Source organism: Bradyrhizobium sp. USDA 241 (assembly GCF_049739505.1).
GTDB lineage: Bacteria > Pseudomonadota > Alphaproteobacteria > Rhizobiales > Xanthobacteraceae > Bradyrhizobium > Bradyrhizobium liaoningense.
Window position 1 is genome coordinate 2,153,026 of sequence record NZ_JBMGPZ010000005.1, and the last position, 12,824, is coordinate 2,165,849.

A 12,824-nucleotide genomic window follows, 5' to 3' on the forward strand; every position below is an offset into this window, starting at 1 on the left:
GGGTATTGCCTGAACCATCAGCTCAGACCACTGGTTCCAACCTGTCAACCGGCGAGGCGCGCCATGGATGAACATATGGACGTTGCCCCCTCCGCCTCGGATTCGGTACTCGACCACGTGCCGATGCGCAATGAGAACGGCGAAATTCGTCACGAATTCGTCGAAGAAATTGCCCGGGCGATCGAGGCTGGCGACAGCGCTGCGCTGCGTGCCTGCGTCGCCGAGCTGCACGAGGCCGATCTCGGCGATCTGATCGCCGCCCTGGAGCCCGACGACCGCGTCCGCCTGGTCGAGCTGACGGGGCGCGATTTCGACTTTTCGGCCCTGAACGAGGTCGACGAGGCCGTCCGCGAGGAGATCCTCGAGGAGCTGCCGCCGGAGACCGTCGCCGAGGGCGTCCGCGAGCTCGAATCCGACGATGCGGTCGAGCTCCTGGAAACCCTGGACGAGGCCGAGCAGGAGGAGATCCTCGAAAAGCTGCCGCTCAAAGAGCGCGTCGCGCTCGAGCGCAGCCTGCTCTATCCGGAGAACTCCGCCGGCCGCCGGATGCAGACCGAGTTCATCGCCGTGCCCCAGGATTTTACCGTGGGCCAGGCGATCGACTACATGCGCGAGACGCCGGATCTGCCCGACCGCTTTTACGAGATCTACGTCGTCGACAAGGACCAGCACTGGTTGGGCGCGGTGCCGCTCGACGTGCTCTTGCGCACGCGCCGCCCGGTGGCGCTGACCGAGCTGACCGACGAAGACCGCCGCCGCGTCTCCGTCCTGGAAGACCAGGAAGAGGTGGCGCGCATGTTCGGCAAGTACAATCTCGTCGCCGCGCCCGTGCTCGATACCCAGGACCGCTTGGTCGGCGTCATCACCGTCGACGACGTCGTCGACGTCATCGAGGAGGAGGCGGACGAGGACCTCAAGGCGCTCGGCGGCGTCACCAGCGACGAAGAGCTGTCGGACACCTTCCTGACGATTGCGCGCGGCCGCTTCAACTGGCTGCTGGTGAATCTCGCCACCGCCTTTCTGGCGTCCTCCGTGCTCGGCCTGTTCGAGGGCCAGCTGGAACAGATGGTGGCGCTCGCGGTGCTGGCGCCGATCGTGGCGAGCCAGGGCGGCAATGCCGCGACCCAGACCATGACGGTGGCGGTGCGAGCGCTCGCCACCCGCGAGCTCGGCTCCTCCAACGCCTGGCGCGTGGTGGTGCGTGAGACGCTGGTCGGTCTCGTCAACGGCCTCGCCTTCGCCGTGATCACGGGCATTGCCGCGGTCGCCTGGTTCAAGATCCCGGGCCTCGGCATCGTCATCGGGCTCGCCATCATCTGCAACCTCGTCGCCGGTGCGCTCGGCGGCATCCTGATCCCGATGGCGCTGGATCGGGTCCGGGCCGACCCGGCGGTGGCGTCGGGCACCTTCGTGACCACCGTGACCGACGTGGTCGGCTTCTTCTCCTTCCTCGGCATCGCGACCCTGTGGTTCGGGCTGAAGTAGGAAATTGCCGCGCGCTCTCGTGTCCCGGGCGCGCTGCGGCGCCAATAGCGCGTCGAAGACGCGCGTAAACGCGCTTATGGCGCTGCTGCGCAGGACCGGAACCTAGAAAGCTGCACGGCACGCCGTTGCGACATGGACCCCGGCTCTGCGGCACACCGCGAAGCTGCGCTACGCCGCGTCCGGGGCACGAGACCTCGTATCTTTAATCCGAACTTAAGCGACCTGCCGCATCATCGCTGTGCTTGGGGGAATGGGCATGCGGTTGCGGCTGAAGGCGGACGGACGGATCGTCGAATTGCGGGATGGGCAGGAATTTCCAGTCCAGCCTGCGGCCAATGCCGCGCCGGGCGATACCGGCCCGCTCGCGGTGCGCGATCTGCGGCGCCGCGCCTCCCTGACCCAGATGGAGTTCGCCGCCAAGCTCGGGGTCCCCGTCGAGACCATCCGCAACTGGGAGCAGGGCAAGCGCGCTCCGCGGGGGCCTGCCCGCGCGCTGCTCGCGGTGATCGCGCATGCGCCGGATACCGTGTTCCAGGCGCTCGCCAAGGTCTGACGCACATCTCTCGTTAGTCTTGCACCTGAATATCCGCCCCGATCGTTGCGGCGTCCGTTGGCAGCATCATCGGCCGGGTCCATAGTGACATTTCGGGCTGCCGCAACAGAGAGGATTCCTCATGCTGTTCGTCGAGGCCAATGGCGCGAGAATCCCGGCGATCGGGCTCGGGACCTGGGAGCTGAGCGGCAAGCCTGCCGCGCGCGTGGTCGAGCAGGCGCTGCGGCTCGGCTATCGTCACATCGACACCGCGCAGGTCTACGACAATGAGCGGGAGGTCGGCGACGGCTTGCGCGCCTCCGGCGTGCGCCGCGATGACGTCTTCCTCACCACCAAGGTCTGGACCAACCATTTCGCGCCCAACGATCTCGAACGCTCGGTCAAGGAGAGCCTCGCCCGGTTGCGGCTTCCCTGCGTCGATCTGTTGCTGCTGCACTGGCCCAATTCCCACGTGCCGCTGGCGGAGACGCTGGGCGCGCTGTCGCATGCCAGGCAAATGGGACTGACCCGCCACGTCGGCGTCTCCAATTTCACGGTGGCGCTGATCGAGCAGGCGGTCGCGCTGTCGGCCGAGCCGCTCGTCTGCAACCAGGTCGAATATCACCCTTATCTCGACCAGGCGAAGGTGAGGGCGGCCTGCGACCAGCACGGCCTCGCGCTGGTCGCCTACAGTCCGATTGCGAGGGGCCGCATCAAGTCCGATCAGACGCTTGCCGAAATCGGGCGCGCCCACGGCAAGACGCCGGCGCAGGTCTGCCTGCGCTGGCTGGTGCAGCAGAATGTCGCTGCGATCCCGCGCACCTCGCGCGTCGAGCGTCTGTCGGAAAACATCGACATCTTCGATTTCGAGCTGTCGGAGGACGAGCTGAGCCGGGTCGCCGGGCTGGCCAATCCCAGGGGACGCCTGACCGATTTCGGCTTCGCGCCAAAATGGGATTGAGGGGGACTTCCGTTATGCTAGGACCGCGGCAGCAACCCAAGATCGGTCGATGGAACTGCGGAAGATCATACGGACGGACATTGCGGCGTCGGCGATCGCGCATCTGACGCTGGTGGGCCTGATCATCCTGATCAGCGAAGTCCATCCGTTCCACGCCGCGCCGCCCGAGACCGTGATGGTTGACATCGTCACGCCGGAGCAGGTGAAGCAGGAAGAGGCCAAGGCCGAGGAGAAGTCCAAGGACGAGGCAAAGGAGAAGCCGCCGGAGCCGCTCCCCGATCTGAAGCTGCCGAAGCTGGATGTCACCGACAAGGCCGACGCAGCGCCGAAGCCCGCGGCCAAGCAGGAGGCTGCTGCACCATCACCATCCCCGCAGGCCTCGCCCGAGGCAAGGCAGAACCAGCCGCCATCCTCGCAGCCGCAGAAGCAGCACGAGGCCAATGTGCAACCGCAGCCTCAGCCTCAGCAGTCGCAGTCGCAACCGCCACCTCAGGCAATGCAGCCGCCGCAGGCCATGCCGCCGCCGGCCTATCTGCCTCCGGAGCCGGACGTCACCGTCAAATACGGCGTCATGCTGGGCCTTCCGCCTGAACTGCCGACGGAGCTGCTGAAAGATGTCCCCAAGGACGATGGCGGCGACGCCAAGGATTCGCTCGCCGCGAAGCTTCCACCCGAGGTCATCGCCGCGCTTCGCCGCCACCTGAGAAGCTGCGCCAAGCTGCCGGCGGGGGTCGCGCCGACCGACAACGTCCAGGTCAAGCTGCGCACGGTGTTTGCCACCGACGGCACGCTGGCACGCGAGCCGATCCTGCTCGAAGCTCCGCCGTCCGCGAAGGGCGTGGCTATCGTCAAGTCCGCAATGAGCGCGCTCCAGAACTGCCAGCCCTACAAGATGCTGCCGGCCGACAAGTACGGGGAATGGAAGGTGCTGGACTTGCCGTTCAACCCGCGGGATTTCGGCGGGTAGCGTGGAGCCGGATCCTGCTGTGTCGCCCTTTGTCAATCCGCTCGCACGAAGGCGGAAGCAAACCAGAATCCCTCCGCGGTGACAGTCTGGATTGCTTCCTCGCAAGAGCTCCTCAAAATGACGAGGAGGAGAGAGCCTGCGCCAAACTCCACTCTCGTGCCCCGGACGCAGCGCAGCGTCCCTTCGACGGTGCGGCTGCAGAGCCGGGGCCTATGTTGCTGTATCGTACTGTGGCCCCGGGTCCCTGCGCTGCGCTTGCGCGTTGCAGCTTGTCCGGGACGCGCGCCTCAATGACCGCGCTTCCGCATCTCCTCAACATCCACCACCTCCGGCGCCATCGCGGCCCACGCACTGGACGCGAACTGCCGCCGCCAGGTAACGACCACGACGGCGGCCGTGGTCACGAACAGCACCCAGGGGCTGACGAACCAGCCGAGATAGCCGAGCGCGAAGAAGAACGCGCGCTGGCCGCGGTTGAAATGGCGGCCGGCGGATTCGAACAGGCGGGAAGTGCGAATGACATGGGCTTCGGCCTCCGGCGTGTCGCGCCGGTCGGCCGGCGGCATGCCGCCAAACAGGATCGCGACGTAGTTGAACAGGCGATAGGCCCAGGCGAACTTGAAGAAGGCGTAGACGCAGATCAGCACGAGGCCGACGCATTTCAGCTCCCACATCGCGGGTGAGGTGCTGAGGTCGATTGGCAGCTTGCTCAGAATCGTGATCGCATCATTGGTGGCGTGCAGCAGCGCCAGCGCGCCGCCGAGCGCGAACAGGCTGGTGGAGGCGAAGAAGGCGGTGCCGCTCTGGAGCGAGGCCATGATCTGCATGTCGACCATGCGCGTCTCGCGGTCGAGCATGCGGCGCACCCAGACCTCGCGATAGCGGTTCATGCGCGCCGACAGGCTGTCGCGGTCGTAGGCCGAGTGCTCCAGCGTCAGGGCATAGACCAGCCATTCGATGATGAAGAAGCCGACGGCGGCGATGTCGACCCAATGCCTGCTCATGTCTGTCTCATGTCCGTCTCTTGGCAAGGACCGCAACGATTGCCACGCATGACGGGGCGCAGCAACGATTGATTGGCGGCAGGCGATGGCGCTAAAAGCAGCTCACTTCAAGGCGTATCGAGAAGGACTGGTGACATGGCTGCGCTGAAACTCGCGATCGGCAACAAGAACTACTCGTCATGGTCGATGCGGCCCTGGCTCGCGCTCCGCGCCAACGATATTCCGTTCGTGGAGACGCTCATCCCGCTGTACACCGATAATCCCGCCGACAAGGAGCAGATCCTCTCCTTCAGCCGCGCCGGCAAGGTGCCGGTGCTGATCGACGGCGACATCACGGTGTGGGATTCGCTTGCCATCATCGAGTACGTCGCCGAGCGCTATCCGGAAGTGAAGCTGTGGCCCGACGATGTCGCTGCGCGTGCGCATGCCCGCTCTGTGTGCGCGGAGATGCATTCCGGCTTCATGGCCTTGCGCAACGAATGCGGCATGAACCTGCATCGGCCGATCCGCCCCGTGGCGCTGTCGGCGGACGCCAAGGCCAACATCGCGCGCATCGAGGCGATCTGGCGCGAGTGCCGCACCCGCTATGGCGCGAACGGACCGTTCCTGTTCGGCCGCTTCGGCGCGGCGGACGCCATGTATGCCCCGGTCGTGCACCGCTTTCGCACCTACGCGATCGAGGTGGCGCCGGACACCAAGGCCTACATAGAGACGATGATGGCACTGCCGGCATTCCAGGAATGGACGCGCGACGGGCTTGCCGAAACGCTCGTCATCGCGAAGTTCGAGGACGCCTGACCGCAGGCTTGACGGGGGCGGCCGACCGCCCGCCGGCCGGCGGCCTCAGGCCGGCAACGAGCGAGGAGCGGTGGATCGGGGGGTGCGACACCGGCCTGCGACATGCCGGCGGAACGAGCAGCTCCGCTGGTATCATCGGCCCGCCATTTGTCCCGTTATCATTCTGAAATGACTGAAAAATTTGAGTGCTTGCCATGCTGCCATGGCGCTGGCCAAAACGGCGAGTCGCGTGCTATATAGCAGCCCGGGTTTCCGGCCGGCCATCGCAGTGGGACACTGGGCGAGGTAGGCGCTGTTTGAGTAATGGAGAGGGTGTTGAAGCACAAATTTCCCGTGGGATCGCGCGTCCTGTTCACGGCAAGCAACGTCGCGCGTCCCGCTGCCAGCGGCTCGTACGAAGTCATCCGTCTGCTGCCGACCGACGGCGACGACTGCCAGTACCGGATCAAGAGCTCGACCGAAGCCTTCGAGCGCGTCGCCAAGGAAAGCCAGCTCGCGCTATCCTGAAGGCTGACCCACCCGCGCATTGGTGCCATCAGGGATTTGTGTCCTGCGCCGTCAAAAGGTCAGCTTCACCCTCACAAGGTGGGCCGGGGCAGTTGCCGGCTCGCGGTGCTCGCTTGACCATTCGCTCTTTGCTCGCGTGAGGGGACGTCGCGCATGAACTGGGCATGGGCCACTTCGTTCGACCAAATCTGGCACTCGCCGGCCTTCCCGATGTGGATGACGCTGGTGGCCGCCGGATTCTTCGGATTGATCCTCCTGATCACGCTGCACCGCGCCGACAGATCGGTCGCCAACGGTGCGCTGACCGTCATTACGCTGCTATCCATCGTGATCGCGGGGGCAGCCACCGTGCGTGCCTATGGACCGGACGGACAGGCGGCCCCGGCCGAAGCGCGGGCACAGGCCGCGGTTGCCGCGAGCCTGCCGGCACTGTCCTGTCTCGACGATCTCGCCGGCGATGCCGTCGCCGCTGGCTGCGAGAAGGCGCTGTTCGGCGCGCCTGATGCCGCAGCTGCCGCCGTGTCCTACACGGCCGCCAGGATCGACCGGCTGACCGCGCTCGGCGACGCCGCCACGGCCGAGAGGAGCCTGACACTCGAGATGAAGGTGCTGCGCAAGTCGCTTGAGCGTGATCGCTACGGCCTTGTCGCGCATGTGCTGATCGTGCGCGACGGTTGCACGCAGTTCGATTGCGCCGCGTTCCGCTCGCTGACCGACCAGCAACTGGTCGCCGCCAACATGGGCTCCCATCTCTACGACACGCTGGTCGCGCGCTACGCGCCGACCTGGAATACGCCCGCAACGGCGCCGGCGATGCCGGCCACCGCCGCGCTTGCCGGGCTGCCGCCGTCGATGCCGACGGGCAAGCCGACCAATGCGGAGTTCCCGAGCGCTGCGTCGACGCCGCCGGTGAGCATCATGAGTGCGGAGCCGTCCACGACATCGCGCCAGGCCGCGCCTGCAGCCAACGCGGCGCCGCCAGCGCCGCGCGCGCCGGCCGCAACCTCGGCGCAGGCTGCGGCACCCGCCGCCAAGAAACCGCCGGCGCCGAAAGCCGCGCGTGCGCCGGCTGCCGCCCCGGTTCCTCTCGCGCCACCGGCCTCGGCGCCGGCTCCGGCAGCTGCGGATAACGAGTAGATCGGCATTTCCAATTCGTGGCTGCCCGGCTAATGCTTGGGCATGCCACTCCATCTGATCAAGCTCGCCGTCGGCTGCGACTCCGTCAAGGAATTGAAGGAGTGGGTGGCCGAACGGATGCAGACCGCCAGGAAGAAGGGTCTGCCGCAATGTCACATCCATATCACCCGCATGGTGCCCAAGCGCGACGCCGAAATCCTCGCCGGCGGTTCGCTCTATTGGGTGATCAAGGGCGAGATCGCCGCGCGGGAGAAGATCATCGGCATCGAGCCGTTCCGCGACAAGGACGGTATCGGGCGCTGCCGGATCGTGATGCAGCCGAAAGTGATCTCCGTCTCGCCGCGGCCGATGCGCCCGTTCCAGGGCTGGCGTTATCTCACCGACGATTCCGTTCCGGCCGATCTCGGCAAGTCCGCGGCCGGCTCGATCGCGGCGATGCCGGAGCCGATGCGGCGCGAGCTGCGTGATCTCGGGCTGCTCTAAACCGCGATATTGTCGATCAGCCGGGTGGTGCCGAGCTTGGCTGCGACCAGGATCCGCAGGGGCCCGTCCTTGCGCGAGGTGACTGGCGCCAGCGTCTCGGCATGGCGGACCTCGTAATAGTCGAGCACCAGGCCGGCCGCCTTGATCATTTCGGCGCCGCCCGCCATCGCCGGTGCGATCGCATCGCCGGCCCGGATGCGCCCGGCGCTCTCCTTCATGGCCCGGTAGAGGACAGTGGCGGTCTGGCGCTCCTCGGGCGAGAGGTAGACGTTGCGCGAGGACATCGCGAGCCCGTCGCGCTCGCGCACGGTGCGGGAGCCGAGGACCTTGACGCCGAGGTCGAGGTCGCGCGCCATCTGCGTCACCACCCGCAATTGCTGAAAATCCTTTTCGCCGAAGATCGCAAAGTCCGGCCGGCACTGCGTGAACAGCTTGCCGACGACGGTGGCGACGCCGCCGAAGAAGTGCGGGCGGAAGCGGTCCTCGAGGCCGGCCAGCGCCGGTCCTTCCGGCACGATGCGGGTGGCAAAGCCCTCCGGATACATGGCCTCGACGCCCGGGTGCCAGACGATATCGACGTCCTCGGCCGCGAGCTTGGCGATGTCGGCCTTCCAGGTGCGCGGATAGGCGCCAAAATCCTCGGTCGGGGCAAACTGAGTCGGGTTGACGAAGATCGACACCACGACGCGGCTGGCGCGTCGCTTGGCGAGGCGAACCAGGGACACATGTCCGTCATGGAGGGCCCCCATGGTCGGGACCAGCGCGATCGTGGCTTTTCGCTTGCGGAGATTGTCGACGGCGCGTCGCAGGGCGGGGACCGTGCGGGCGATCAATGGGCTTGCTGACATCAGGACTCGACGGATTGGGAATCGGCGCGGGTGCGGGCGTCGTGCCCGACCGGCTAACCTTAACAAGCGGCGATCGTGGACGCCATGCATCCGGATGCGGCACAGCATCCCGCGCAAGGTGGCGCAGGACGTCGCGACATTGCAGACCGGATCAACAGACGAAAGATGGCGCAGCGATTCACGATGAAGCAGGGCGCGCTGCGATTTGCATGATCTGTCACGCATTTCACTTGACCGCAGACGCGGTCAACTCGAAGATATTCGCGAGCGGCGTTGAGGATCACTATGCTTGTGCAGGCTAGCCAAGGCCGATCGGGCTCGGCGCATGTGGTCGTGCTCGGCAACGAGAAGGGCGGCTCCGGCAAATCGACCACCGCCTTGCACATCGCCGTTGCGCTCCTCAAAGCCGGCCAGCGCGTCGCCACGATTGATCTCGACTGCCGCCAGCAGAGCTTCACCCGCTATATCGACAACCGCGCCGCCTGGGCCCGCCGCACCAAGCTCGATCTCGAACTGCCGGTGCATCGCTGCATCAAGCTCGGCGAGACCATGCAGATCGCCGAGAACGAGCATTCCGAGTTCCAGCCGGCGGTCGAGAGCAGCTTCGACTTCATCGTCATCGATACGCCCGGCACCGACAGCTATCTCATGCGGCTCGCCCATTCGATGGCCGACACCCTGGTGACGCCGCTCAACGACAGCTTCCTGGATTTCGACGTGCTCGGTACCGTCGATCCCGCCAACTACGCGGTGACGGGTGAGAGCCACTATGCCGAGATGGTGCGCGACGTCAGGCGCAAGCGCCGCCAGCTCGATGGCGCAACCACCGACTGGATCGTCGTGCGCAACCGCCTGTCGATGCTCGGCTCCCGCAACAAACAGCTCGTCGCCGAGGGCCTGAAGGATTTGTCGCTGCGGCTTGGCTTCCGCTACGTCGACGGCTTCGCCGAACGCGTCGTCTACCGCGAATTCTTTCCGCGTGGTCTGACCGCCCTCGACGAGATCGACGAGGCCACGCTCGGCATGCGGCCCAATCTTGGCCATCTCACCGCGCGGGAGGAGGTGACGAGCCTGCTCCGCCAGCTCAAGCTGCCGCTCGACGAGCGCAATCGGCGCCGCGCGGCCAACCGGGCCGAGTGGTTCAACCAGGTCGACAAGCCGCTCGAGGTCCACGACATCCTGGGCGTCTGAGGCGGCGGTAAATTGCTACTCTCCACCGATCCAGGCAGCCGGTTCCTGCGGGAACCGTGGCTGCGCTCGACGCGTTTTCACTCCGTGTTGACTGCGAAATTAGACCCAATCAGGGACGGTTGCGTCGGATGGCGAGCTTCACCTGACGTAGTGGTATGAGAATGGGGTGCACAGAAAACGTGTGCGTCGCACAATGGAAGGGCTGCGATTTCACATTATTTAGCCTTCCTGTCACGCTGCTGTGACATATATTAGGGAATAGGCGACAAGGGGCCAAAGAGTTCCGGAAGAACACGATTTTCAACAGGGATTCAGGCCACTAAGCCTGAGGCTGAGGACGAAAATGAAGCGTGGAATTGCCGTTCTGGTTTCGGTCAGTGCCCTCTGCGGCATCGCCTATTTCACGGCGAGCAAGTGGGCCATCAAGCACGAGACCATCACCTTCTACGACGCCTCGCGCGACAATCGTCCGGTGCCCGTCTACGTCGCGGTGCGCCGCGACAAGGAAATGCAGGCCAACGCCGGCATGATCACGCTGCCGGTCGCCGTGATCAATCACGGCAACACCGTCAAGAACACCGAGTACGGCTTCCTCGCCAACATCTTCGCTGCGCGCGGCTACATGGTCTTGAGCCCGCAGCATGACCTGCCGACCGATCCTCCGATGGTGACCAAGCCCGGCGAGCTCTATGTGGGCCGCCTGCCGCAGATCCTGCGCGGCGTCGCCAACATTCATCTCGCCATGCACGAGATGAAGAAGGTTCAGCCCAATGCCGACTACGACAAGGTGACGATGGTCGGCCACTCCATGGGCGGCGACATCACGATGTACTTCGCCAAGCAGTATCCGGATGAGGTCAAGAAGGTTGTCACCCTCGACAATCTGCGCGTGCCCTTCGTCACCGCCGGCAAGTTCAAGATCCTGTCGTTCCGCTCCCAGGATCCGCAATTCAAGACCGATGCAGGCGTGCTTCCGACCGACGAGGAATGCGAGAAGGCGGGCATCCAGGTCGTGAAGACCGAATTCCAGCATAACGACATGCGCGACACCGGTCCGGATGTGGCGAAGAACTCGATCCAGAGCATGCTCGACAAGTTCCTGAGCACGACCGACAGCGAAGTGGCGCCGGTCGACACGCAATCGTCCCCGCCCAAGATCCTCGAGCCTGGTCCGGTCGCTCTGATGGCACCCGCCAAAAGTTGACCTACAAGAGCTGACGTCACCGCTCGACTGCACCGAACGTCAAAGCCTCCGCCGGCCTTCCCGCGGAGGCTTTGCACATTGACCGGGCCGCATGCGCTGACCACATTAGTCGCTGACGCAAGGTGCAAGCAGCGATGTCGGGCGAACCCATCAAACCGCGCGGTCGCGATGCCGTCTCGGCGCAAGCAGACGGCGCGCTGCCGCAAGCGGCGACCTCAACCTCGGAAGACATCGCCGCCTTCGTCGCCAGGGCGCGGGCACTTTCACCGCATTCGCCGGGCGCGAAGGGGCGACTGATCTTCGCGCTGGATGCAACGATGAGCCGGCAGCCGACCTGGGACCTGGCCTGCGCGCTCCAGGCCGACATGTTTCGCGAGACCGCAGCGCTCGGCAGTCTCGACATCCGGCTGGTCTACTATCGCGGCTTCAACGAGTGCCGTGCCACGGGCTGGATCTCCGACAGCGCCAAGCTGGCGGCGCTGATGAGCACGATCGATTGCCGCGGCGGCGATACCCAGATCGGCAAGGTGCTGAGCGAGGCCCGGCGCGAAGCGGTGGCGTCCGGCGTGCGGGCCGTGGTCTTCGTCGGTGATGCCATGGAAGAAAAGGTCGACGAGCTCTACGCCAAGGCCGGCGAGCTAGGCATGCTCAAGGTGCCCGTGTTCGTGTTTCAGGAAGGCCGTGACGCCGTCGCGGAGCAGGCCTTCCGCCAGATCGCGCGCCTGACCGGTGGCGCCTGGTGCCGGTTCGATCCCGGCGCGGCGGCACAGCTGCGCGAGCTGTTGCGGGCAGCTGCGGCCTATGCAGCCGGCGGACGCGAAGCGTTGCTGAAACTGGCGAAGACCGCGAGCGGCGCGGCGCTTCTGATCGGCCAGATGAAGTAGCGATCGGGCTGACGTGGCTCGCGGCGGCGGTGGATGCGATGCATTTTGCCGCAAGGGCGCCTATATTCCGGTCATGACCCTGATTGCCGGCGCTGTCGCCGTTATCACGCTTTACCTGCTCCTTCAGATGTTCCGCGCGGCCAATCCGGCGGCGCTGGCGCGCACCATCAAGTTTGGGGGCGGCGTGCTGGCGCTGGCGGTCGCGGCCTTCACGGGTTTGCGGGGCGAGCTGGCGGTTGCGATCCCGCTTGGAATCTTCGGCGCGGGGCTGCTCGGCTGGACGCCACTGGCGAATGCCGGCTTCGGCAATATCGGCGGGCTGTTCGGTGGTGGTGCGGCGCCGGCGCAAGGGCAGGTTTCGCGCGTGCGCTCGCAATTCCTTGACATGCGGCTCGACCACGATTCCGGGCAGCTTACAGGCCAGATCGTCGCCGGACCTCACGCCGGGCGCAATCTCGGCGACTTCGATCTCGCCAGCCTGCTGGCGATGGTCCCGACGTTCGACGCCGAGAGCGTGGCCTTACTTGAAAGCTATCTGGACCGCCGGTTTCCCGCTTGGCGTCAGAACGCGCAGGGCGATGCGGCAGGGCGGCAGCGCCGCACGGCGGCGAGCAGCAAAATGACCGCGGAGGAGGCCTATCAGATCCTTGGCTTGCAGCCGGGAGCGGGGCGCGACGACATCAGCCGGGCGCACAAAGCCCTGATGAAGAAACTCCATCCCGACCAAGGGGGCTCGACGTATCTCGCTGCCCGGGTAAACGAGGCCAAGGATACTCTGCTTCGCACGCATAACGGCTGACTCCGGCACCACGCTACAAACGCC

At 65.7% G+C, this 12,824-nt stretch carries 15 protein-coding genes; 13 read left to right on the forward strand and 2 right to left on the reverse strand.

Translation table 11 applies throughout. The features are described 5' to 3' along the window. The first annotated feature begins 63 nt into the window (after positions 1–63). The 4 genes from mgtE to ABIF91_RS32140 all read left to right on the forward strand — a co-directional run bounded on the left by mgtE (position 64) and on the right by ABIF91_RS32140 (position 3,945). Complete coding sequence (gene mgtE / locus ABIF91_RS32125; RefSeq protein WP_028177907.1) at positions 64–1,485, forward strand: magnesium transporter; 1,422 nt, start codon at positions 64–66, stop codon at positions 1,483–1,485. Between the two features lie 250 nt (positions 1,486–1,735). Further along, positions 1,736–2,038, forward strand: coding sequence for a helix-turn-helix domain-containing protein (locus ABIF91_RS32130; protein ID WP_028177906.1), 303 nt, complete (start codon positions 1,736–1,738; stop codon positions 2,036–2,038). A gap of 121 nt (positions 2,039–2,159) precedes the next feature. Then, the gene (locus ABIF91_RS32135) at positions 2,160–2,978 is read left to right on the forward strand and encodes an aldo/keto reductase (RefSeq protein ID WP_028177905.1); all 819 of its coding nucleotides are present in this window, start codon (positions 2,160–2,162) and stop codon (positions 2,976–2,978) included. A 49-nt stretch (positions 2,979–3,027) separates the two neighbouring features. Beyond that, positions 3,028–3,945, forward strand: a complete 918-nt coding sequence (locus ABIF91_RS32140; RefSeq protein WP_028177904.1) for a hypothetical protein — start codon at positions 3,028–3,030, stop codon at positions 3,943–3,945. A 287-nt stretch (positions 3,946–4,232) separates the two neighbouring features. Here ABIF91_RS32140 and ABIF91_RS32145 read toward each other — a convergent pair whose 3' ends face one another. Beyond that, positions 4,233–4,949, reverse strand: a complete 717-nt coding sequence (locus ABIF91_RS32145) for a DUF599 domain-containing protein (protein WP_028177903.1) — start codon at positions 4,947–4,949, stop codon at positions 4,233–4,235. A gap of 135 nt (positions 4,950–5,084) precedes the next feature. Here ABIF91_RS32145 and ABIF91_RS32150 point away from each other — a divergent pair, with 135 nt between their 5' ends. The 4 genes from ABIF91_RS32150 to ABIF91_RS32165 all read left to right on the forward strand — a co-directional run bounded on the left by ABIF91_RS32150 (position 5,085) and on the right by ABIF91_RS32165 (position 7,874). Further along, positions 5,085–5,747: a glutathione S-transferase family protein gene (locus ABIF91_RS32150; RefSeq protein WP_424579837.1), complete on the forward strand. Its 663-nt coding sequence runs from the start codon at positions 5,085–5,087 to the stop codon at positions 5,745–5,747. A gap of 303 nt (positions 5,748–6,050) precedes the next feature. Further along, entirely contained in the window at positions 6,051–6,254 is a 204-nt protein-coding gene (locus tag ABIF91_RS32155; RefSeq protein WP_085966667.1) for a hypothetical protein, read from the forward strand. A gap of 153 nt (positions 6,255–6,407) precedes the next feature. Further along, positions 6,408–7,391: a hypothetical protein gene (locus tag ABIF91_RS32160; protein ID WP_028177900.1), complete on the forward strand. Its 984-nt coding sequence runs from the start codon at positions 6,408–6,410 to the stop codon at positions 7,389–7,391. Between the two features lie 42 nt (positions 7,392–7,433). Further along, positions 7,434–7,874: a DUF1489 family protein gene (locus ABIF91_RS32165; RefSeq protein WP_028177899.1), complete on the forward strand. Its 441-nt coding sequence runs from the start codon at positions 7,434–7,436 to the stop codon at positions 7,872–7,874. On the opposite strand, the gene panC is transcribed toward ABIF91_RS32165, so the two are convergent. Continuing rightward, positions 7,871–8,722 carry a pantoate--beta-alanine ligase gene (panC, locus tag ABIF91_RS32170; RefSeq protein WP_028177898.1) on the reverse strand — a complete coding sequence of 284 codons (852 nt, stop codon included), beginning with the start codon at positions 8,720–8,722 and terminating at the stop codon, positions 7,871–7,873. The two genes, ABIF91_RS32165 and panC, sit on opposite strands and share 4 nt — an antisense overlap. 75 nt (positions 8,723–8,797) lie before the next feature. Between panC and ABIF91_RS32175 the strand changes: the two genes are divergently transcribed. From ABIF91_RS32175 to ABIF91_RS32195, 5 genes are all read left to right on the forward strand, one after another. Then, positions 8,798–8,935 carry a hypothetical protein gene (locus ABIF91_RS32175; protein ID WP_424579595.1) on the forward strand — a complete coding sequence of 46 codons (138 nt, stop codon included), beginning with the start codon at positions 8,798–8,800 and terminating at the stop codon, positions 8,933–8,935. A 72-nt stretch (positions 8,936–9,007) separates the two neighbouring features. Then, complete coding sequence (locus ABIF91_RS32180) at positions 9,008–9,913, forward strand: division plane positioning ATPase MipZ (protein WP_424579596.1); 906 nt, start codon at positions 9,008–9,010, stop codon at positions 9,911–9,913. 343 nt (positions 9,914–10,256) lie between these two features. Beyond that, on the forward strand, positions 10,257–11,117 hold the full coding sequence (locus ABIF91_RS32185; protein WP_028177896.1) for an alpha/beta fold hydrolase: 861 nt from the start codon (positions 10,257–10,259) through the stop codon (positions 11,115–11,117). Positions 11,118–11,251: 134 nt separating this feature from the next. Continuing rightward, the gene (locus ABIF91_RS32190; protein WP_424579597.1) at positions 11,252–12,001 is read left to right on the forward strand and encodes a VWA domain-containing protein; all 750 of its coding nucleotides are present in this window, start codon (positions 11,252–11,254) and stop codon (positions 11,999–12,001) included. A gap of 73 nt (positions 12,002–12,074) precedes the next feature. Then, positions 12,075–12,800 carry a DnaJ domain-containing protein gene (locus ABIF91_RS32195; RefSeq protein WP_028177894.1) on the forward strand — a complete coding sequence of 242 codons (726 nt, stop codon included), beginning with the start codon at positions 12,075–12,077 and terminating at the stop codon, positions 12,798–12,800. Positions 12,801–12,824: the final 24 nt, after the last annotated feature.